21 protein-coding genes are annotated in these 21,700 nt (G+C 65.6%); 8 read left to right on the plus strand and 13 right to left on the minus strand.

The features are described 5' to 3' along the window. The first annotated feature begins 63 nt into the window (after positions 1–63). The 5 genes from ACQR07_RS07315 (at position 64) to ACQR07_RS07335 (ending at position 3,643) form a co-directional block, all read left to right on the plus strand. Positions 64–480 carry a hypothetical protein gene (locus tag ACQR07_RS07315; RefSeq protein ID WP_434901627.1) on the plus strand — a complete coding sequence of 139 codons (417 nt, stop codon included), beginning with the start codon at positions 64–66 and terminating at the stop codon, positions 478–480. Next, positions 480–1,151: an OmpA family protein gene (locus tag ACQR07_RS07320; RefSeq protein ID WP_434901628.1), complete on the plus strand. Its 672-nt coding sequence runs from the start codon at positions 480–482 to the stop codon at positions 1,149–1,151. The genes ACQR07_RS07315 and ACQR07_RS07320 overlap by 1 nt, the downstream gene beginning before the upstream one ends. Before the next feature lie 249 nt (positions 1,152–1,400). Continuing rightward, positions 1,401–1,952, plus strand: coding sequence for a DUF962 domain-containing protein (locus ACQR07_RS07325; protein ID WP_434901629.1), 552 nt, complete (start codon positions 1,401–1,403; stop codon positions 1,950–1,952). After that, on the plus strand, positions 1,952–2,977 hold the full coding sequence (locus ACQR07_RS07330; protein WP_434901630.1) for an NAD-dependent epimerase/dehydratase family protein: 1,026 nt from the start codon (positions 1,952–1,954) through the stop codon (positions 2,975–2,977). The genes ACQR07_RS07325 and ACQR07_RS07330 overlap by 1 nt, the downstream gene beginning before the upstream one ends. 42 nt (positions 2,978–3,019) lie before the next feature. Continuing rightward, a complete protein-coding gene (locus tag ACQR07_RS07335; protein ID WP_434868983.1) occupies positions 3,020–3,643 on the plus strand; it encodes a methyltransferase family protein in 624 nt (207 codons plus the stop codon). A gap of 13 nt (positions 3,644–3,656) precedes the next feature. On the opposite strand, the gene ACQR07_RS07340 is transcribed toward ACQR07_RS07335, so the two are convergent. Both ACQR07_RS07340 and ACQR07_RS07345 read right to left on the minus strand, forming a co-directional pair. Next, entirely contained in the window at positions 3,657–4,688 is a 1,032-nt protein-coding gene (locus ACQR07_RS07340) for an alpha/beta fold hydrolase (RefSeq protein ID WP_434901631.1), read from the minus strand. A 110-nt stretch (positions 4,689–4,798) separates the two neighbouring features. Next, on the minus strand, positions 4,799–5,536 hold the full coding sequence (locus ACQR07_RS07345; protein WP_434901632.1) for a hypothetical protein: 738 nt from the start codon (positions 5,534–5,536) through the stop codon (positions 4,799–4,801). 292 nt (positions 5,537–5,828) lie between these two features. On the opposite strand from ACQR07_RS07345, the gene ACQR07_RS07350 reads away from it, so the two are divergent. Both ACQR07_RS07350 and ACQR07_RS07355 read left to right on the plus strand, forming a co-directional pair. Continuing rightward, positions 5,829–6,749 (plus strand): ABC transporter ATP-binding protein, encoded by a 921-nt coding sequence (locus ACQR07_RS07350; RefSeq protein WP_434901633.1) that lies wholly within the window; start codon positions 5,829–5,831, stop codon positions 6,747–6,749. Further along, complete coding sequence (locus ACQR07_RS07355) at positions 6,746–7,507, plus strand: ABC transporter permease (protein ID WP_434901634.1); 762 nt, start codon at positions 6,746–6,748, stop codon at positions 7,505–7,507. Before ACQR07_RS07350 ends, ACQR07_RS07355 begins: the two co-directional genes overlap by 4 nt. A gap of 21 nt (positions 7,508–7,528) precedes the next feature. Here ACQR07_RS07355 and ACQR07_RS07360 read toward each other — a convergent pair whose 3' ends face one another. Next, complete coding sequence (locus ACQR07_RS07360) at positions 7,529–7,879, minus strand: hypothetical protein (protein ID WP_434901635.1); 351 nt, start codon at positions 7,877–7,879, stop codon at positions 7,529–7,531. A 319-nt stretch (positions 7,880–8,198) separates the two neighbouring features. Between ACQR07_RS07360 and ACQR07_RS07365 the strand changes: the two genes are divergently transcribed. After that, complete coding sequence (locus tag ACQR07_RS07365) at positions 8,199–8,981, plus strand: L,D-transpeptidase (RefSeq protein WP_434901636.1); 783 nt, start codon at positions 8,199–8,201, stop codon at positions 8,979–8,981. Between the two features lie 51 nt (positions 8,982–9,032). Here ACQR07_RS07365 and ACQR07_RS07370 read toward each other — a convergent pair whose 3' ends face one another. From ACQR07_RS07370 to ACQR07_RS07415, 10 genes are all read right to left on the minus strand, one after another. Further along, the gene (locus tag ACQR07_RS07370) at positions 9,033–10,058 is read right to left on the minus strand and encodes an ABC transporter permease (RefSeq protein ID WP_434901637.1); all 1,026 of its coding nucleotides are present in this window, start codon (positions 10,056–10,058) and stop codon (positions 9,033–9,035) included. A gap of 11 nt (positions 10,059–10,069) precedes the next feature. Further along, entirely contained in the window at positions 10,070–11,572 is a 1,503-nt protein-coding gene (locus ACQR07_RS07375) for a sugar ABC transporter ATP-binding protein (RefSeq protein ID WP_434901638.1), read from the minus strand. A gap of 13 nt (positions 11,573–11,585) precedes the next feature. After that, positions 11,586–12,539, minus strand: a complete 954-nt coding sequence (locus tag ACQR07_RS07380; protein WP_434901639.1) for a sugar-binding protein — start codon at positions 12,537–12,539, stop codon at positions 11,586–11,588. A 307-nt stretch (positions 12,540–12,846) separates the two neighbouring features. After that, positions 12,847–14,802: a S8 family peptidase gene (locus ACQR07_RS07385; RefSeq protein WP_434901640.1), complete on the minus strand. Its 1,956-nt coding sequence runs from the start codon at positions 14,800–14,802 to the stop codon at positions 12,847–12,849. A gap of 11 nt (positions 14,803–14,813) precedes the next feature. Further along, on the minus strand, positions 14,814–15,821 hold the full coding sequence (locus tag ACQR07_RS07390; protein ID WP_434901641.1) for an aspartyl protease family protein: 1,008 nt from the start codon (positions 15,819–15,821) through the stop codon (positions 14,814–14,816). 130 nt (positions 15,822–15,951) lie between these two features. Next, the gene (locus ACQR07_RS07395; protein WP_434901642.1) at positions 15,952–17,046 is read right to left on the minus strand and encodes a radical SAM protein; all 1,095 of its coding nucleotides are present in this window, start codon (positions 17,044–17,046) and stop codon (positions 15,952–15,954) included. Continuing rightward, positions 17,043–18,983, minus strand: coding sequence for a RiPP maturation radical SAM C-methyltransferase (locus tag ACQR07_RS07400; RefSeq protein WP_434901643.1), 1,941 nt, complete (start codon positions 18,981–18,983; stop codon positions 17,043–17,045). The genes ACQR07_RS07395 and ACQR07_RS07400 overlap by 4 nt, the downstream gene beginning before the upstream one ends. Continuing rightward, entirely contained in the window at positions 18,980–20,089 is a 1,110-nt protein-coding gene (locus ACQR07_RS07405; RefSeq protein ID WP_434901644.1) for a radical SAM protein, read from the minus strand. The genes ACQR07_RS07400 and ACQR07_RS07405 overlap by 4 nt, the downstream gene beginning before the upstream one ends. Continuing rightward, positions 20,086–21,018: a hypothetical protein gene (locus ACQR07_RS07410; protein ID WP_434901645.1), complete on the minus strand. Its 933-nt coding sequence runs from the start codon at positions 21,016–21,018 to the stop codon at positions 20,086–20,088. Before ACQR07_RS07410 ends, ACQR07_RS07405 begins: the two co-directional genes overlap by 4 nt. A 231-nt stretch (positions 21,019–21,249) precedes the next feature. Beyond that, positions 21,250–21,645, minus strand: a complete 396-nt coding sequence (locus ACQR07_RS07415; protein WP_434901646.1) for a hypothetical protein — start codon at positions 21,643–21,645, stop codon at positions 21,250–21,252. Between the last annotated feature and the right edge of the window lie 55 nt (positions 21,646–21,700).

Genomic DNA, 21,700 nt, shown 5'->3' on the forward strand with positions numbered 1-21,700 from the left:
AACTTCACGCTTCGCCTTGCTTAGGCCTTGACCGTGGCAGTGCGCATCGTATGAGATGCAACCATGGTCCGGACATGCATCCTGTTGAGTGTAGCGCTCGCGCTGTCGGCATCGTCGCTCGCGACGGCGCAGACGATGAGCTTTGGCGATTCTGCGGGGCTGATCGCATCGAGTTGCGGGGCCGACATCACCGCCAATTGTCGCGGCGTCAATCTCGATTCCAACCGCCTCAAGGAATGTCTGTCGCGCAATCAGGACGTCGTCTCCCAACAGTGCAAGGCGACCTACTTCAAGGCATTCGAGGCCATCCAGAAGCGCATCTCCGCGCGCGTCGCCGTGGCGAATGCCTGCCAGCGTGAGATCGTCAAGCTGTGCGGCGGCTCGACCAAAGAGACCAGCAAGTCGATTCCGTGCCTGATGACGGCGAACGGCGTCAGCCCGCGCTGCCAGCAGTCCCTTGGCGAGGCGGGGTATCGCTGATGCGACGTCGGACGATGTCATTGCTGTCTACGCTGTTGGCCGCTTCGGCTGTCGTCGCTTGCCTACCCGCGCGCGCGCAGGAAGTGTCGCGCGAGGACATCGTGCGGCAGCTCAACCGTTTCGAGACCGCACCGACGCTCGATCTGGCGGCGCTGAAACAGCAGACACAGGAGCGCTCGAAGATCCGCAGCCGCAACGAGCCGCCGCCGCAAAAGCGGACGCCGATCGCGCCGGAGCTGACGACGCTGCCGACGTTCAACGTCGACATCCAGTTCGACGTGGACACGCCGATCGTCCGTCCCGAATCCTATCAGACCGTCGGACGGATTGCCGACGCGATGGTCTATTCCGATCTGCTTCCCTACACGTTCCTGATCGTCGGCCACATCGAGGCCAACGGCAAGCGCGAGTCCAACGTCATTCTCAGCCAGCGCCGCGCCGACGCGATCCGCGACATCCTCGCAAACACCTTCAAGATCTCGGTCAAGCGCCTGCAGTCGATCGGGCTCGGCGAGGAGCAACTGCTCGACCCTTCCAAGCCGACGGCTACCGTCAATCAGCAGATCCAGATCATTACGGTCGCCAAGGCTGCCGAGGAGGCCGCAGCGCCGCCTCCGCCCCCTGCCCCCGCGGCTCCCGGCAAGCAGGCGCCGCGCAAGCATCGCAATTGATGCAATTGAGACCTGCGCGCAGGCCATGAACCTGAGGCGCTTTCGGCGCGACTGCTGTGTCAGGATGTGGCATCGGCACCGTGGTGTTGCCGCTCATGGAACCCGTTCGCAGACCGCGTATGGTCCGGCGGCGCGCCATCGCGGTGGTATTCCGATTGCCGATTTGTCGCTACAGCTGCTTGTGGTATAGCCCGGTCTTTACGGCCGTCGATTGAGCGGTGGTCGATGTCATTGACGAGCGAGCCAGCCATGAATGCCATGTTCCGACGCCAGATGATCGACTATGTCGAATATCATCGCGATCCGCGCAACGGCATGATGCATGTACTCGGAATCATCCTGCTGTTCCTCGGCGCGGTGCTGCCGTTGAGCTTGTGGCATTTCGACGCGCTCGGCATCCGGGTCAGCCTGGGCGCCGTTCTGGCGTTGCCTGTGCTGATCTATTGGCTGCTGCTCGATGCCGCGCTCGGTGCGGGCATCCTGGCGTTCGCCATCTTATTCCTTTCTGTGGCCATGATGATTGCCGATTACGTTCATGGCCCGGCCCTGTGGGCCTTGTTTGCCGCGCTCATCATCCTGGGACTCGTGTCGCAGGCCGTGGGACACAAGCTGTTCGAGCGCAACAATCCGTCTCTGCTGGATCATCCGGCACACCTATTTCTTGGACCGATGTTCGTGATGGCGAAACTGTACATGGCGTTGGGATTCCGGCCTTCGGTGGCCGACCTCGTGGCGCCGAACTGGTCGTCGGATCGGCTCGCATCGGACCACCTTCAAGGCGATCAGCACTCACGCTCCTAATGAAAGTCCTCGTCACCGGCGGCAGCGGCTTCATCGGCCATCACCTCGTCTCTGCGCTCGCCGCGCGGGGTCTCGAGGTGCGCGTGCTCGACATCCGCAGCCCGACCCACATGATGGCCGAGGTGGAATACCTCGAAGGCTCGGTGCTCGATGCCGCCCTGGTCAGGCAGGCGGTCTCGGGTGTCGATCAGGTCTACCACCTCGCCGGACTGCCCGGCATGTGGATGCCGGACCGCGAGGATTTCTACCGCGTCAACTGCGTCGGGACGGAAACGGTGCTGGCCGCCGCTCGCGCCGGCAAGGTGCGCCGCTTCCTGCACTGTTCGACGGAATCGATCCTGTTCGACTACCCTGGCTCGACGGGTGCGGCCGCAGCCGTTGCCGCCCCGCCGGCGGACGCCATGCCGGGCGCCTACACCCGCTCCAAGGCGCTCGCCGAGGCCCGCGCCATGGCGGCAGCCGCGGATGGGTTCCCGGTCGTCGTCGGCACGCCGACGATGCCGATCGGCCCGCATGACAGCAATCTCACGCCGCCCTCGCAGATGCTGCGCCATTTCCTGGACAGCCGGGTGCAGTTGTACCTCGATTTCATCGTCAACCTGGTCGACGTCCGCGACGTTGCGGCCGGCCTGATCCTCGCCATGGAACGCGGCAAGATCGGCGACCGCTACGTGTTCGGCGGCGAAAGCCTGCACCTGAGCCGCATCCTCGCACTGATGGCTACCATCAGCGGCCGCAAGCATGTGGCCATCGCGGTGCCCGGCCGGCTGGCCGAACTCTCCGCCGGCATGCTGGAGTTCATCTCCGATCACGTCACCAAGCAGACGCCGTCGGGCACGGCCGAGGGCGTGCGGATCGCCCGTTCGGCCTCGGACCTGTCGATCGACAAGGCCAGGCGCGAGCTCGGCTACGCACCGCGCCCGATCGAGCCGACCTTGCGCGAAACCATCGCGTTCCTGCTCGGCTCCGAGCCGGGCAAGCGGCTCGACGAGAAACAACACCCTTTTCGCAGCGCGGCCGAATAGCTAAGACCAGCCGGTCTCGCGTCTCACAAGGGTTCCCAAGACATGTCCGGCGATGCCAGCCCCATCTCGTCAGTCGCATTCAGCGGATGGACCACCACTTGGCCGACTTCCCTGCTGGCGATCATCTGGCTGATCTGGCTGGCCAGCTGGGTCGGAGCCTCGTTGTGGTCCGAACGGACGCGCAAGCACGTCTCGGTCGTGAAGACCAGCCGCTATCATGCGCTGATCGTGCTCGGCGGCATCCTGTTCACGCCCTGGACCTCCCGCCTGCTCGGCGAGAAGCCGTTCTGGAACCCCGGCGAGACCGGCGTCTACCTGTTGACGGTCGTGACCCTGCTCGGCATCGCCTTCACCTGGTGGGCGCGGATCCATCTCGGCCGCTTCTGGTCGAACGCGATCACCCACAAGGAAGGCCACAAGGTCATCGATACCGGCCCCTACGGGCTGGTTCGCCACCCGATCTATACCGGCCTGATCCTGGGCATGATCGCCACCGGGATTGCGGTGGGGACGGTGACCGCCGTACTCGGCGCCATCCTGATCTCGCTCGGCATGGCCTGGAAGGCCAAGATGGAAGAGGTGTTCCTGGGCCAGGAGCTCGGCCCGGATTACGTCACCTATCGCCAGCGCGTGCCGATGATCATCCCGTTCCTGCCGCCGGGCTGAAGCTGAAATTCAGCTATCTCCGGATCGGCGTATCCGGCGTCGGCGCCGCGGGCTGGTTGGCGGCCTGCGGCAGCAGATGGCGCGGCAGGATGATGCGCTGTCCCGGGATCAGCGGCGCGCTGCCGACGCCGCGATTGGCCTGCTGCAGGGCCCAGAGCGGAATGCGATAACTCGCGGCGATCTGGTCGAGCGTGTCGCCAGGGCGCGCTGACAACGGCGTCCCGCTGTCCCACAATTCGACGGCCGTCTTCGGCGGCACGAGATAGCGCAGCGGCACCGCCTCCGCATCGGCCGTGGCCGAGGTCTGCGACAACTGGCTGATCATGGCGACCAGCTGGGCATGCACGTCTGCCATTTTGTCGATGTTGATGTGCGTGACCTCGTCATGATCCTTCATGTCGAAGCTGGCGTAGTGGCCGCGAAAGCCCGGCTCGGGCTTGACGTCGCCGCCGCCGAGGATGTTGTCCGACAGGAACAGGTTGATGAAGCGCTGCACGTTGGGCGGCACGTCCTTGGTCGCATGTGCCGGATCGACGGTGACGACCAGGCTGACCGGGATGTTCTGCTCCTGCAGCGCGATCGCGATGCGGACACTGCAAAGCCCGCCCATGGAATGGCCGATCAGCACGATCGGCCCCTGATCCTGGCGGTAGTTCTTCGCGACCTGGAGCGCGATCAGGTCGCACAGGGTGAATTCGTAGACGCTGGCCCAGTATCCGGCCTTCTCGATCTTCTCGGCGAGACGGTCCATTCCGGTCGAGAACAGCGGACCGAGCGCACCGCGGAACAGATAGACCCGTGGCGGCCCCTGCGGGGGAGCGGGCTCGGCGGGCCGTTCCGGCGCCGGACGGATGGCCGCTTGGGTCGGGGACGTCACGGCTTTGGCGGATCTGCTGGGAGCGGTCGCGGCCGCGGCGCCGGCCTGGGCGCTCTGCGGCATGGCGGCGGCAGCGAGCGCTGCGGCCAGCAGCGCGGGCTGGCTCCGCCTGGCTGCGGCGAAAGCGCCCTCGAGCCAGCCTCTCGCGTGTCGCGCCACGCCGCTCATTCGCGCTCCCCGGGAAAGCTCAGGTCAAGCAGGGTCATGTCTCCCTGCCATACCGCTTGTCGTCACCGAATGGGAGCATTTTGGGGCGCGCGCCGGCGCCCCCTCCCGGCCTAGCGGTACCCCGTGGCGCTCGCAGCACGCTGCGGAGCAGCCATCCGGGTGGGCGGCGCGGCCGCAGGCCGGCTGCCCTTGCCGCTGAACACGACCGAGTCGATCGCGCCGATCACCTTCTGCTGCATGATTACGTTCTTCTCGATGGTGATGTGGCCGACGCCGGGAACCGCCTGCACGTCCACATTCTCGACCTTGCCGCGGAAGCCGTCGTCATGGCGAACCGGCTCGCCGGCGCCGCTGGCGATGTAGAAGTTGATGTAGCGCTCGGCATTGCCGCCGACGAGCTTGGTCTTGAACACCGAATCGAGGCCGATCGCGAGCTTCACGGGCACGCCAAGCTGGCCGAGCTTGTTGATCATGTCCGGCAGCGCCGTGGCGCCCGAGGAGTGGCCGACCAGGATGATGGTCTTGATGCGGCCGGCCTTGTACGCGGTGGCGGCCTCGTCGGCCAGCGACGACCATGACACGAAATTGGCGACCGTGTTCGGGATGCCCTGCGAATCCAGCTTCTTCGCGATGTCATCCAGACCCAGCGAGAAGATGTTGAGCACGCCGCGCAGGAGGTAGACGTGGGTGGTGCCGGCGGCGCTCGCGGCCGCGGGGCTCGGCGCGGCGCGGACCGATCCGGTGCCGAGCGGGAGAGCCAGGGCCATCGCCAGCGCGACCAACCCGAACCAGCGCGCCGACCGGCTGCGCGTCGCGTTGGTATGACTGGTGCTGAAACGTGGCGTCATCGGTCCTTCTCCGCGGCGGATACGTCGAGACGGCGCAAACCGTACCCGAGATGCTCGCGGACGCAACATCGTGCAACACTGTCCGAGGCGTTCATCGGCATGACGTTGCCGCACGGCAACACTCGCCGCAATCCGTCACGGAAAAGCCTGATAACTGACACGAACAGGGACAGGCGATTCGATTGCAGGAACGCGCCCCCGTTCCTATCTCAGCGCTTCGCGCGCCTCGCGCGGCTTCCCGCACACAATGCTCCCCACCCGCCTTCGAATCACCCAGCACGATCATCCCGCAATGGCTCCCGTCATTTCCGTCTCCAACCTCTCGAAGACCTATCCGTCGGGCTTCACATCGCTCAACGACGTCAATCTCGTGATCGAGCGCGGCGAGATCTTCGCGCTGCTGGGCCCCAACGGCGCCGGCAAGACGACGCTGATCAGCATCATCTGCGGCATTGCCAACGCCTCGTCCGGCAAGGTCGCGGTGGGCGGTCACGACATCAACAGCGACTATCGCGCCGCCCGCGCGCTCATCGGGCTGGTGCCTCAGGAACTGCACACCGATTCGTTCGAGAGCGTCTGGGCCACCGTCAGCTTCAGCCGCGGCCTGTTCGGCAAGCCGAAGAACCCTGCCTTGATCGAGAAGGTCCTCAAGGACCTGTCGCTCTGGGACAAGAAGGACGCCAAGATCATCACGCTGTCAGGCGGCATGAAGCGGCGCGTAATGATCGCGAAGGCACTGTCGCACGAGCCGCAGGTGCTGTTCCTCGACGAGCCCACAGCGGGTGTCGACGTCGAGTTGCGCAAGGGGATGTGGGACGTCGTGCGCGAGCTGAAGGCCGCCGGCGTCACGATCATTCTCACCACGCATTACATTGAGGAAGCCGAGGAGATGGCCGACCGCGTCGGCGTCATCAACAAGGGTGAGATCGTGCTGGTCGAGGACAAGGCCAAGCTGATGGCGAAGCTCGGCCGCAAGCGGTTGAGCCTGCACCTGCAGCAGCGGATCGACGCCATCCCCGAGACGCTCGCGCCGTATCGGCTCGCGCTGTCCGACGACGGCTGGCGGCTCGCCTACGACTACGACACTAAGGGCGAGCGCACCGGCATCACCAGCCTGCTCGGCGATCTCCGCGCCGCCGGCATCCGCTTCGTCGATCTCGAGACCAAGCAGTCCTCCCTCGAGGACATCTTCGTCAGCCTGGTGAGCCAATGAACCTTCGAGCCGTCGGCGCAATCTACAAATTCGAGATGGCGCGCACCTGGCGCACGATCCTGCAGAGCATCGTGTCGCCGGTCGTATCGACCTCGCTGTACTTCGTCGTGTTCGGCGCCGCCATCGGCTCGCGCATCAGCGAGGTCCAGGGCGTCAGCTACGGCACCTTCATCGTGCCGGGCCTCGTCATGCTGTCGGTGCTGACGCAGAGCATCGCCAACGCCTCGTTCGGCATCTACTTCCCGAAATTCATCGGCACCATCTACGAAATCCTGTCCGCGCCGATCTCGCATTTCGAGATCGTGCTCGGCTATGTCGGCGCAGCCGCGACGAAATCGATCCTTCTCGGGCTGATCATCCTGGCCACCGCCGGCCTGTTCGTGCCGCTGCACATCCAGCACCCGGTCTGGATGCTGTCGTTCCTGGTGCTGACGGCCGTCACCTTCAGCCTGTTCGGTTTCATCATCGGCATCTGGGCCGACGGCTTCGAGAAGCTGCAGATGATCCCGATGCTGGTGGTGACGCCGCTGACCTTTCTCGGCGGCAGCTTCTACTCGGTCAACATGCTGCCGCCGACCTGGCACTCGATCGCGCTGCTCAACCCGGTCGTCTACCTGATCTCCGGCTTCCGCTGGAGCTTCTACGAGATCGCCGACGTGCGGGTGGAGGTCAGCATCGCCATGACGCTGGCCTTCCTGGCGATCTGCATGGCCGTCATCTCGTGGATCTTCAAAACCGGCTACCGGCTGAAGCGCTGAGTGGCCGCCGACGCGGCCCGCTCAGTTGGTGCAGTGGAAATGGCCGGCCCCGTCGCGATACCCGCGGCAATGATAGTGCCGGTGATAATAGGACCGGTGCGGGATTCCGAGCACGCCCTCGACCGCTCCGACAGCCCCACCGACACCGGCGCCGACCGCGCCGCCGACGACACCGCCCACCGGCCCGGCGATGCGGTTACCCTCGTGGGCGCCCTCATGGGCGCCGCGGATGATGCCCTGGGCATGGGCGAATTGCGGAAGCGCCAGCCAGGCCAGCGCGAGAATAAGCAGCGCGAGCGCTGCGAGTACATAGGTCAGCCGTTGCGGCGCGCGGTCGTCGAGCACCGCCGTCTTGGCCTTCATGGTCAGCATTTTCAATCCTGGGAACCGCATGGATAAGTCAATGAAACGCCGATGCGGCCAAAAAGTTGCGTGCGCGGGACAAATGCGGCGGATTAGAAAGGTACTAAGAGCCCGCACGGCCGCCGTGCCGCGGGTCGCGGAAATGTCACCACGGGTGAACGGCGGAAGGCTTTGCCTCAGCCGTGGCCGACATTAAGGTTGAGACTGTCCCTGACTGGAACAAAGCCTGCACTTCCGACATATTGCACGCCGGCTCACGAGCCGCGACCCCTGTTGAATTCAGTCGACGTCCAGTTGAGCGTCCAGCGGCCCGGAGGCCTGAGGTTCGATGCGTACCACTTTACTTGCAATTGCCGGACTGATGCTGCTGTCGGGCTCGCCGGCACTCGCCAAGATCGACATTACCGTCGACAAGGACAATCAGGTCATGACGGTCGCCGTCGACGGCGTGCAGCGCTATCGCTGGCCGGTCTCGACCGGCATCCCGTCACGCGAGACGCCGAACGGCAATTTCCGCGCCTTCCGCATGGAAGCGGATCACTACTCGAAGGAGTTCGACGACGCGCCGATGCCGCATTCGATCTTCTTCACCAAGATCGGTCATGCGATCCACGGCACCGAGTCGGAGGGCCGGCTCGGCACCCCCGCCTCGCACGGCTGCGTGCGGCTATCGAAGGCCAATGCCACGACGCTCTACGATCTCGTGCAGAAGGACGGCGTGCTCAACACCACCGTGACGCTCACCGGATCGGCCCAAGTGGCGCTGGCGCGCAACCCGCGCCGCGGCACCGCCGTGGCCCGCCGCGAGGCGCCTCAGCAATATGAGGATAGCGGCGAGCCGGTCATGCTGACGCCGCAGCCGCAGCTGCTGCCGGGTCGGCAGGCCGTTCCGCAGCAGCGTCCGGATGACGGCTACATCTACCCCGCCGACGGCAGCGACAACGGTGTGCGCTATCCGGCGCCGCGCGGCACCAGCCGCCGCGTCTACGACGCCCAGGCGTATCCGCAGCAGCAATATTACTACGACAGCGGCAGTCCAAACTACGCACAGCCGCGCTATTACCAGCCGCGTTCGTATCAGCCGCGCGGCTACTACACCTACCAGGATTGACGCACGATTTTCTGTCGAAGGCCGGGCCCGCTATGCGGCGCCCGGCCTTTTCTATTCCGCGTTGACGCGCTCGAGCGCGGCGGCCGGCGGCTCGGCGGCGGCTTGACCGCGCGCCGAGGGCATGCGCTTGCGGCGCTGCACGAAGTACTGGTCGGCGAGCACACCAATCAGGATCACGGTGCCCATCACGGCGAAATTCAGCGAACTCGGAATGCCCAGCAGGTTGACCAGGTTCTGCAGCACCTGCAGCAGGATCGTGCCGAGCACGACGCCGATGATCGATCCCTCGCCGCCGCGCAGCGAGCAGCCACCGAGCACCGCCGCGGCGATCGCATAGAGTTCATAGAACGAGCCATGCACCGCCGGTGAAATCGAGCGCGTGTACATCGCGATCAGGATCGCGGACAGCGCCGTCAGACCACCGCAGATGACATAGGCCGAGATCGTAACGCGGTCGGAGCTGATGCCCGAATAGCGCGCCGCCTCCTCGTTCTTGCCGACGGCGTAGAAATAGCGGCCATAGACCGAGCGGTGCAGAACCAGCCAGGCGATGCCGGCCACGATCACCAGCGCGACGACGCTGTGCGGCAGAGGAAAGCCGAGCACGTTGGTGCGGCCGGCCGTCAGCCATTCCAGCGTTGGAAAGCTCGCGCCGTAGCCGAAGCCCGCGGTCGCATCCTCGGTGTAATAGCGAGCGGCGCCACGATAGATCAGAAGCCCGCATAAGGTCACGACAAAGGGCTGAATCTTCATCTTGGTGATCAGCGTGCCGTGCACGGTGCCGATCGCGATGCCCGCGGCGATGATGAGCGCAAAGGCCAGGATCCAGTCGACGTCGCGGTTGACGATCAGGTCGATGAACAGCACGCCGAGCAGCGCGATGACCGATCCCACCGCGAGCTCGATGCCGCCGACGATGATCACGAAGGCCTCGGCGATCGAGAAGATGCCGAACATGCCGACCTGGTTGGCGGTGTTGGAGAGGTTGCCGACCAGCAGGAAGCGCGGGTTGATGAAGGCCACGACGGCGCCGACCACCAGGATCAGGATCAGCAGGCTGAGATCTTTCTTTTGCAAGTGCGCCTCGCTCAGACGGAATGGCCGACGGCGAGCTGGAGCACGTTGTGCTCGCTGAACTCGCTGCGCGCCAGAAAACCGGAAATCCTGCCTTCATGCATCACGGCGATCCGGTCGCTCACCCCGATGACCTCTTCCATGTCGCTCGAGATCATCAGGATCGCGACGCCGGCGTCCGCGAGCCGCCGCAGCATATCATAGATCTCCTGCTTGGCGCCGACGTCGATGCCGCGCGTCGGCTCGTCGAAGATCAGGACCTTCGGCCGCATCGACAGCCATTTGGCGAGCACGACCTTCTGCTGGTTGCCGCCGGACAGGGTGCCGACCTGCATCTTCACATCCGTCGCCCGGATCTTGAGGCGCTCGCGCTGCCGATCGGCATTCGCGGTCTCGCGCGCGGTGTCCACCAGCCCGAAGCTGGAATAGGACGCGAGGTCGGGCAGTGAGACATTCTCGGCGATCGTCAGGTCGAGCAACAGACCGCAGGCCTTGCGGTCCTCCGGGATGAGATAGATGCCGCGATCGATGGCGGTGCGCGGAGTCGCAATGCGGATCGGCTCGCCCTCGAGCTTGAGGGCGCCGCCCAGCAGCGGCTCGACCCCGAAGATGGCGCGCGCCAGCTCCGTGCGTCCCGAGCCGACAAGCCCCGCGAGCCCGAGAATCTCGCCGCGCTGCAGCTGCAGACTGACGGTCCGGCTGGGATAGGTGGATGTCACGGCATCGACGATGTCGAGCACGGCTGCGCCCGGCGCGGCCGCCGGCGGCACATACAGCGACCGCAGATCGCGCCCGATCATCAGCCGGATCATGGCTGCTGGATTGAGCTCTTCGCGGACCAGGCTGCCGACCATGCGGCCATCGCGCAGCACGATCGCGCGATCAGCGCATTGCATCACCTCGTTGAGGCGATGGGTGATGAAGATGACGCTGACGCCGTCGGCCTTCAGCCCGGCGATGACCTGCATCAGCCGCTCGGTCTCGGACAGCGTCAGGCTCGAGGTCGGCTCGTCCATGATGACGCAGCGCGCATCGAGCGACAGCGCCTTGATGATCTCGACGAGCTGGCGCTGCGCCAGCGACAATTCCGCAATCGGCGTGTCCGGGGCGAAATCCGCACCAAGGCGCGCGATCAGCGGGCGCACCTTGGCCTGCAGCGTCTTGCGGTCGATCAGCCGCAGCGGCCCGCCATACACCGGCTCGCGGCCGATGAAGACGTTCCCTGCGACATCGAGATTGTCGAACAGGTTCAATTCCTGGTGCACGAAGGCGATGCCGGCCGCGATGGCGTCCGCCACCGCGTAGCTCGTCCGCGCCTTACCATCGATGCGGATCGTACCGGTGCTCGGCGGAACAACGCCGCCGAGCACGCGCATCAAGGTCGACTTGCCGGCGCCGTTCTCGCCGAGCAGCGCAATGACCTCCCCCGGCGCGACCGACAGGCTGACGTGGTCGAGAGCGACCACGCCAGGATAGGTCTTGCCGATGTCGATCAGTTCGAGGAAGGGCTCGCGCACGCCGGCCGTCGCGTTACTTCTTCAGCATCGTCTTCATCTGGCCCATGAAGTCGTCGACGTTCGACTTCTCGATCACCTTGCCGGGGACGATGATGATGCCGTTGGCCGGAACGCCCGACTTGTCGCCCTGCACCACCTTCGCCATCAGCTTCATGCCCTGATAGCCCCACTCGAACGGCTGCTGCACGACGGTGCCTTCGATGGCGCCGTCCTTCACGCCGCCGAGCGTGATCGGATCCTCGTCGAAGCCGATGATCTTGATCTTGCCGAGCTTGCCGGCCTCCTTCAGCACCTCATAGATGCGCGGGGTGTTGTAGGAGTAGAAGCCGACCAGGCAGCTGACGTCGGGCATCGCCGCCAGGATGTCCTCGACGTTGCGCTTGGCGCGGGTCTGATCGATCTCGTCGCCGCGGACGTCGACCAGCTCGATCTTCGAGCCCTTGATCGTCTCCTTGACGCCCTCGATGCGCTCGCGGGCGTTGTCGGCGCCGAGCAGGCCGACGAAGCCGACGCACTTGCCGCCATTCGGCAGTGCCTTCAGCATCAGCTTGCCGGCATCCTTGCCGAGCTCGACGTTGGACGAGCCGATATAGGCGATGCGCTTCGATTGCGGGGCATCGCTGTCGGTGGTGAGCAGCACCGTCTGTGCGGCAACCTTGTTGAGGTGCTCGGTCTGGTTCTTCGGATCGACGGCGCTCACCATGATGCCGGCAGCGCCGGCGGCGACGAGGTCATCCATCATGCGCTGCTGCACGGCGGCGGCCGCCTGCTCCGGATATTTGAGCTGCAGATTGTAGTCTGGCAGTTCGCCCTGCGCCTTCTTCACGCCAGCCTCGGCGATCTTCCAGAAGTCCGAGGCGCCGTTGACAACGAAGGCCAGGACCTTCTTGTCCGCCGCTCCCGCCGAGCCCACACCGACCGCCATTGCCAACAGAGCAGACGCACCGGCCATCCAAAGACGCTTCATCGAACCCCTCCCATGTGAAACCGGCCTGCTTGTTGCGGCCGACGTTTTGTCATCGCTCACACAAACGCGTAGTCACGAGGCTTGCCGTTACCACGCCATTGCCGCCCCGAGAGCGGGGCGACCGCCCACCACAAACTGAGGCGCGCACCTCAAGGTAGCATGCTCATGTGAGGCCCGCAACAGAGACAGCATAACCACGTGGAACGGCTTTTTTTGCGGTGCGGCACGTTCAGTGGATCGGCTCACGCATCGGCGGCATCGAATTGATCGAGACAGGCCTTCGCTCGACGAGGTGCGCACCTCGCGCCTAGCGTTTGGAGCGGCGGCTGGGAATCGGGTTAGCAACCTTCTGCGGCAGCGGAGGTGGTGTACTCCGCGGCACCGCAGCAACCGCTTCGCCGGCGCCGGCCGCGTGAGTGCTGAAGACGTCCTCACCCGGGCGTGGCAGGTGCACTTCGTCGGGCGGCGGATCGCCGCCACCAGGCGCTGACGTCGAACCGCCGATGACGGATGATCCGAGGCTCGAGCCGGTCAGCAGTCGCGCGCCCTGGAGGAGGCTGCCGACAGGGCTGTCCACGCGTGTGTCGTATGCGATCGTGACGTCGGTGCCGGCGCTCGACAGCTGGGCCAGCCGATCGGCGTCGTCCTTCTCCAGAACGAACAGTCCGGACTCACCTGCCCCAGCCGAGATGAACCAGAGCCGGATGTCGTTCGAGAGAAGAAGCGGCGTCACGCGTCCGACCAGCCGGGATCCGGCGCGTACGCGATCGAGCGCGGAGGCGACGTTGAGCCGGCCCCAGCCGAGGAAATCGTTGCGTCCGCTCGCATCGTAGCCGCCGGACCCGACCTTGTCGGCGGCGCCCGTCAGGGCGCGCGTCACTTCATCCGCAGTCAGGCCCGGCGCCACCGACAGGACAAGCGCGGCCGCCCCTGCCACGATGGGGCATGCCGCGGAGGTGCCGTTGAAATCGTCGCGCCAATCGGTCGGGCTCCGACCGATATCGCCGGTGATGTCGGTGGTCTTCACCCGGACACCCGGCGCCGCGATCGTCAACTCGGGACCCGTGCTGGACGCCCACCAGTTCTCGCCGTCCGAACTGGCGAACGTCTTCGGCTCGTCTGCCAGGTTCACCGCCCCGACTGCAATGGTGCCTTCGAGGGTCGCCGGGAATTCGACGGGACCACCACTGTTGCCAGCGGCAAACACCATGACGACGCCCTTCCCACCGCGGCCGTTCTCGCGCGCGGCACGCACACCGTCGGACACGATCGTCGAGGGCGGACATCCCCATGAATTGGACAGCACGTCCGCGCCGTTTGCCACTGCCCAATCGATCCCGCTGCGCAGGATGCTGTTGGATGAGGCCCAGGGCTGGCCCTGGGCGGGACTTTGCGCGATCCGCACAGCGAGCAGCTTTGCACCGCCGGCAATGCCGCGGAAATCCGGCTGCTTCGAAAGGCCGGTCATCACACCGGCGCAAGCAGTGCCGTGATAGTCCCATCCATTCGGTTCGATCGGCTGCTCGCTTCCGTTCACGGCGTCGAAGCTGGCAACCACAGCACCTGCGAGTGCGGGATGCTGGATGTCGACGCCGTCGTCGAGCACCGCGATGCGTACGCCGGCCACCGACCCGGCTGCCTGCCAGGCCTGCGGCGCGAACACGTTGACGAACGCAGCCTGCGGTCCCGGCTCCGCCGAGAACGAGCGTGCGGCCGACGCTGGCGGCCTGATATGTCGTCCGATCGTCACGAGATCGGGTTCGGCATAGTTGACCCCAGGCAGGGCGCTGATCTCCTGCACCACACTCAGCAGGTTCGCGGTGTCCTCCAGCGCCAGGATCACATAGTCGGGTCCGGTCCGCACCAGCCGCAGGCCCGTCACGGCCGCGATCCCCGCGGCGTCGATGCGGCTGGGATCGAACCCGACGGAGATCTGCGGCGACAGCACCACGCGCTTGTCGCCCCAAACGAACACCGGTGTGGTCGTGGCCACTTCAGGGCGGTCGCGGATGGCGTCCTCGGCGCCCAACGGCCCAAGTCTGGTCATGGCCGGCGTCGCGTCCAGATCGAGCATCGTCATCGCAAAGCCGGGGACCTCGAAGCGCCGCGCCGGCGGCTGTCCCAAGGCGTCTTTCTCGGTCGACATGCGCGCGGCGCGCGCGACCGTCCTTCGATATACGACACCGCATTTGGTTGGATCGCGTTGCAGGACGAAGCGGCGGCGGCCGATGCGAAGCGCGAGCGGATGCGGTGAGGAGGCCATGCTGCATGTCCTTAATTCGGTTGAAGGAGCAGGCTGCCCCGCTGGGCGGGAAAGTGGACCTTGTGGGACATGAACCATGGCCACCCGAGATAGGCATCCGCGAGCCTCGGCAGCGGCCGCAAACGCTGCGGTGCTGTCGCTTTGACATACAGCGGCTGAAGGAGCGCGGGCATGTTCGGCAGCATGATCGTCGCCGAGCCGAGCGCGGAGACGATCACCGAGCCCATGGCCGTCACACTCCTGAACGGCTCGCCGCCGCTGCCCATCCGGCTTGCGGCTTCGTCGGTCACGACGGTTGCGCCCGCGCCGCTGTCGATCAGCGCAAACATCGTCTCGCCCGCAATATCGACGCGGATGGAGGCGCTGCCCTCCGACCAGAACAGCCGTTGCACGACTGCGTCGGCGGGAGGCAGCTCACCGATATCCAGGCGGCGGCGGTCATGATCGAAGGTCAGAGAAACCCGGCCGAACAGATCGAACGGCGAGACGATGCCGTCCACTCCGAGCGCTGCGCTGAGCGGCATGGTCTCGAATGGCAGATTCGCACCGTCCCAGTCGTCGATGCGGACGGCAGCAGCAACGACGGATGAGATCTCGGTGCCGTTGCCGGCGCCATCATAGGCCATCCGCGAGCCCGGCCGCCTCGCAAGACCGGCTCGTTCGCTGAACTCAGGCGTGATGACGGAGGACGGAGCGCCGGTGTCGAGGATCACGACGCCGCTCACATCATTCAACTCGATCCTCGCGCATGGAAGCGGGCTGCCGGAGATGAAACGCACAAGGCCCCGGCCGGCACGTTGCTCGGCCGCCGCATGCCGGCGCCGTCCGAGCATCCACGCCTGGTCGTCCTGCCACCGCTTCAGGGTTGGAGGACGTGCAGCAATCGGCGAGGGCCATTCGGCACCAAACGCCCAAAACCCCGCCCAATCGGCGAGGAATTGCAGATCAGCGTCGTCGACGCGCCCGGCCGCAGCGATGTGGTCGGTGAGGACGGTCGTGTCGCTGAGCAACGCTGCCACGCTCAGTTCCCAGGCCACGACGACGCCGGCAGCGGCTGATGGCGGCTCTGGCCGCCCTCCCCTTGGCCACGCGCGCAGGCGCCGATGCAGCTCTGCGAACGGAATGGACATGGCCGACGTGGCGTCGGCCTCAACTGGCGGAAGCATGAGAGCTCAACTCATCGTTCAGCAGCGTCGTTTGCAACAGCGCCTCGAGCGCGTCGAGCTTGGTGGCAACGGCGGTCGAGGCGGCACGTACCCTCAGTGCGTCGGCCTCCGCTTCACTGAGCAGTGGCCACATCGCAACGCAGGCTTCGCAAGGATCGTCCGAGAAGCGGGCCGTGGCAACGGGCGTGTCCTGCATCCAGCCGTCGAGCGCGGCAAGCGACGCGACACGCATGAGCCGCAACAGTGGATCCGCCCGCCAGGCCCGCCACGCATCGTGCAGCGCGCCGGCGCTCCGCACGCTGCCGTAGCGAAGCGGGTGCCTCCCTACGGCCTCATAGGCCAGGCCGGAACAGCAAGGGCCGGTGCTTCCATCGGCGCGCACGAACAGTCCCGTCGAAACGCAGGGACGCCGGGGCAGCCCCCCATCGTCCACCGCGTCGTGCCCCGGGTCCTGTCGCCGCGCCCGTCCAATCTGGCGGACGGACTGGATGAGGATCGGCGCGCGCCCATCCACGAGGACCTCGATCTCGTCACGCCAGGCGCGCGTCGTGGCCGGATCGGAACTCTCGCACATGCGAACGATCGCGCCTCCGCCGGCCTCGATGATCGCCGTCAACGCATGGCCGATCCTTGCGAGAGGCATCTGCTCGGCATGCCAGCCGTCGACTCCGATGTCCCAGCGCGCCACCGGCCCGGCGCGAGCGACGACGTTGCGCGCCGCCGCGGGTGTCGTGGCCCAGGCGCCCGACGTGACGACGAACGGCAGAATGCCCTCGGCAGCGGCGGCGCGGACCAGAAGCCCGACGGCGTCGAGCGCGAGGATGGGCTCACCTCCGGTCAGCGTCAAATGGCGCAAGCCGTCGGCGGCCATGGCGGGGAAATCGGCGCTCCAGATCTCCGCCAGTTCGGGACTGAGGATCGCCCCTGGCGCATCGCGGCTGCTCGACGTGATGCAATGAGCGCAGGATAGCGGACATTTCTGCGTCGCGCTGATCACCACGGTATGCCGCGCAAGAAGCTGCAGGCGCCAGAGGTCGGCGGCGGTGCCGCGGCCTTCCCTCGCAGCACCCTCGTTCATTCGGCGGCGGCCTGCGCTGGCGCGCTGTCGCCGAGCACGAACGCACGCAGCTCGTCGACGAGCCGCGTGTGCCGGGCGATCGGCAGCATCAGCACCGAATTCTCCTCCTGCATCAGCAGGCCGGACGACACCATCTCGGCTACGCACGCCTTGACCGCACCGCTTGCGACCTCGTTCGGATACAGCGGCGCTAGGTCGTGCTCGAGGCGTTCGATCGTCATGATCTCGTCGCAGAGCAGGAACACGTCCTGATGCAGGCCGGCAAGATCGACATAGCGATCGGCAAGGCCGCGGTTATCGACCACGCGGGTGAAGCCGGGCGCGATCATGTAGTGGAATTGCGGAGGCGACATCGTCTTGTGCGCGTCGATCCAGTCGGACAACGTGGCCTTCAAAGAGCCGACATAGTGGTCCGGATCAAGCACGGTGCCGGCGGAGAAGGAGAAGAAGTAGCCGATCTTGAGCGGATCGATGAAGCCGTCGGGAAAATTGAAGCAATAGTCCTGACGCAGCTGATAGTCGTCGACGCCGAGCTCATCGCGGCTCCGGAACAGCGGCGAGAAGCGATGCATCTCGACCCGGTGCACGTTGTGCAGCGGCGGCTGCAAGTGACGTATCTGCGGAAGGAACGCCGCCATGTCGGCATACCATTCGGCCTTCTCACCTGGAAATCCGTTGAGAACGTTATAGCTCAGATGGATGCCGTATTCTTTCGCCCAGCGCAGGAACTGGACATGCCGGATCCGGCTGGTGCCCTTCTTCATCAGCCGCAGCAGCTCGGTCGAGAACGATTCGATGCCCGGCTGGACCTTGACGACGCCGGCGTTTCGCATCTCCCGGATCTCGTCCTTCTTCAGGTCGGCGCGGACCTCGTAAAAGCACTCGATGTCCAGATCGAGCTCGGCCAGCCGCGCGAACAGCTCTCGGCGGTGTTTGCGCGAGACGATGTAGTCGGATGCCGTGAGATTGACGACACGATAGCGTTGCGCGAGCCCGACGATCTCGGAGATCACGCGTTCGACCGGCTTCTCGCGAAATCCCATCAACGACGGGTTGATGCCGCAGAAGACGCAATGATTCTTCTGACCCCACCAACAGCCGCGCGCGCCTTCGAACGGGATGAATTCGATGTTGAAGACCTTTCCAGTGGCCTCGCGCACGCGCTCGCGCTCGACGAAGAAGTCGTCGTAGTCGGGCGCCGGACTGTCGTTGAGGTCGGCGAGCGGGCCGCCCTGGATCAGCCGGACCTCGCCCTCCTCCCACCATGTCACACCCGGAATGCCGCGTGTGGATTCGCCCTTCTTGTGCCGCGAGAGGAATTCCCTGAACCCCGCCTCGGCCTCGCCCATGAACACGTGATCCAGCACGCCCGGCATGGCCCTGTGATATTCCTGTCCCATCTCGTCGTCGAAACAGGCGCCACCTGCCAGCACAGTTACTCCGGGCATGACCCGCTTCACGCGGGCGGCGATGGCCAGCGATCCCATGACCTGGTTGAAGGTGGAGGACAGGCCGAGCGCGGTCGGCCTCGCCGCCACGATGCGCGCCTGCAGCGCGTCGAGAAAGGCGGGCACGATCTCGTCGCGCAGATGCCGGAGATAATCGAGGTCCTTGAACTTGTCCGGCAGCGCGAGCTCGGCCAACGCCTGCAGATACGTGTCGGACGACAGCATGTCGGCGCCGAACATGTCGCAGGCGAAGAGATGTTCCGACAGGCCGTAGAGGCAGCGCTCGTTCGACATCCGCCCGGCGGCTTCGAAGCCGATCATGCCGGACATGTCGAGATTGGCGTACAACGTGCGGACCGGAACCTGCTGCTCCTGGCACAGCGACGTGAGAATTCCCAGCGCAAGCGATGGCCGGGTGGTCGTCGCCCACGGCATGTAGGCGAAGACGACGTTGGGACTGCGCAGCTCGGCTCGGCTGATCATGTTCATGGATGACACTCCACCTCACGGACAAGCGCTGCATCGCCATGGGCGCGCAGCATGTCGAGTTCTCCCAGGACCTTGGCGGCGATGATCGCGATCTTGAGGGGCGTGTCCCCCTGCCCGGCACGCTCTCTGACGAAGGACGCGAGCGCCGGCTGATGCATGATCGCGGTGCAGAGTTCGCAGGCTTCCTCGGGCGCCGGGCTCGGCAGAAGATGCTCGAGCCCTTCGCTGCGAATCCATTCCTGGAGCGGCCCGAAGCCAAGCGCGCGGATCAGCTGGAGCAGCGGATCGGTGGCAAACCGGCCGTGCACGTTGACGAGGTCCTCGACGCGCGGATCACCGAAGTCGAACGGATGCCGGCGCGACTCGACGAGATTGAGGCAGCAGGGCGAGACCGAGCCGTCGTAGCGCACCACCATGCCCTGGGTGAGACATGGCTTGATCCACGGCGACCAGCCGTGCTCGGTACCCTCATGCAAGTCCGCGCCGCGGCCGACCGGACGCATCGCCTGCATCACGACATCGTCCATGCCGATCGCCTGCAGATCCGCCAGGATCTGCATGTCCTCGGCGGTCATCGGGTCGGAATAGGTGAACCGCAGCGTGAACTTGTGCCCGGCATCGCGCACGACCTGCGACGCATGGCGGATGTGTGCGATGTCCACCCAAGGCAGATGATGCGCATCGAACGAGACGTCCCAGCAGGAGATCATCGGAAATTGCGCCACGAGCGCCGCCGCCCGTTCCGGTGTTGCCGCCCAATGCGCCGCGGTCACGACGGAGACGTCGAGCCCGGCATCGGCGGCGGCGCGCGCGATTACCTGCAGCTGACGGCGCGCGACGAACGGTTCACCGCCGGTGAAGCAGATCCCCTTGATGCCGTACTCGGCCAGCTCCGGCATCTGGGCTGCATAGCGCTCGGCCATGGCGAGCGGCATGGTGGTCGCGGTCTTCTCCGGGCCGGCATCGACGATGCAATGCGCGCAACTCAGCGGGCAGGCCAGCGTCAACGAGAAGGTGATGTGGGTGCGCGCCAGATGCTGGCATGCAGTGAGCTCGGACAATGTGAGCGCGATCTGCGGGTTGGGCTTCTCGATGACAGCCGTCATTGCGCGGCTCCTTCGGAACGATGGTCCTGATCGGCGTCGTCGGAGGAAAACAGGGCTGCCGCCAACGCCTCGACTTTGTCACGTGCGGCCGGCTGCGAGGCACGCGCCCGCACCGCGTCGCGCGCGGCCGGCGAGGACCACAGCGCAGTGCAGTAGTCACATGGATGGCTCGGCGCGGGTGTCGGCAGGCGCGCCCCGGCATCGCGCGCCCACTCCGCGGGATAGGCAAAGCCGAGACAGCGGACCAGCGTCAGCAGCGGATCGCCGCGCCACGCGAGCAAGGCAGCAGGAAGCCCGATGCGGCCAGCGTCCACGGTCGCGAACGGATTGATGTCACGGCGTTCGGCGAGGCCCGAGCAGCACGGCAACAGGACGCCATCATGGGCGATCAGCGGCCCGGTCGTCACACACGGCGAATCCGGCACCGTATTGCCGGCGCGTTCAGGCGTGAAGCCGATTTCGCGCGCGCGGCCGACGGGACTGATCGGCTGCAGGGTGATCGGCAAATCATCGGGCAGCCGTTGCCGGATCCAGTCGACCAGGCTCCGCTCGTCCGGACGCGGCGTGCGCGCCACGGCCATGCGAATATGGGCCTTCGCGCCGCGCTGCCGCACCGCCAGCGCAGCATGCACGACCTGCTCCGGATCCAGGTGATCGGCGTGATACAGATCAGTCGAGAGATGCCAATGGGTCAGCCCGGGAAAGCGCGCAACCGTGCGCTCCGCCGCCGCTCGCGTCTTGGCCCAGTGACACGCGCTGACGACGGTCGCCTCGATGTCCGCTGCGGCTGCCGCTTCCGACATCACCGCCAACTGATCACCGGCGAGGAACGGCTCGCCGCCAGTGAAGCTGACACGGCTGACTCCCATGCGGGCAACGTCGGCCATCTCGCTCGCGAAGCGTCGAGCGATCGACATATCCAACGTCACCGCCGCTCCCTGCCGGGGAGCCACAGTCGCCACCATGCAGTGGGCGCAACTCAACGGGCACGCCAATGTCAGACTGAAGGAGAGGTGCCCTGCTGTCCTAATCTGGAAGCGCGCGAACTCCCGCCCAGTCATGGAAGGACCAAGCTTCGTCATGTCTGATCTTCAGTCGCAATGGCCCGACCTTTGAAAAAGGGTGGGCCGGGCCAGCGATGGTCAGGTCATCAGACCTTGTCAGGCCTTGAACGGATCGCTTCCGCCCGCTCGGAAGACGTCGTCCGTCCCGAGCTGGACATCATTTGCGCTTGGTGCGTCGGCGGAGAAGCCCTGCACCTGCGCGCCGAGCTGCGTCCGGATGGTATTGAGCTTTGATTGATTGATGACCTGGCTCACCGCGCGATCTGCTTGGATCTTGCCAAGTGCGGCAAGAGCGGCCGAGGTCGTTGCCGAGACGTTGTCGGTGACAGCGTTGACTTCCCAGGTATCCGCAACGGCGGAACCGGGACGCAATTGCACGAGCTCTGAAACGGTCAATTGCTCGAAGGGCTTGGTAAGGCCCGGAATTCTGACGTTCTTGAGATCGAGAGGATTGCTAGCTACGACGCGATTGATCTGATCCTTTGATGGCATTTCACTCTCCTTAGAGGTATTCTCCTTAGAGTGGTATGAAGAGTATCAGACAAGT

The organism is Bradyrhizobium sp. HKCCYLS20291, assembly GCF_051167715.1.
GTDB lineage: Bacteria > Pseudomonadota > Alphaproteobacteria > Rhizobiales > Xanthobacteraceae > Bradyrhizobium.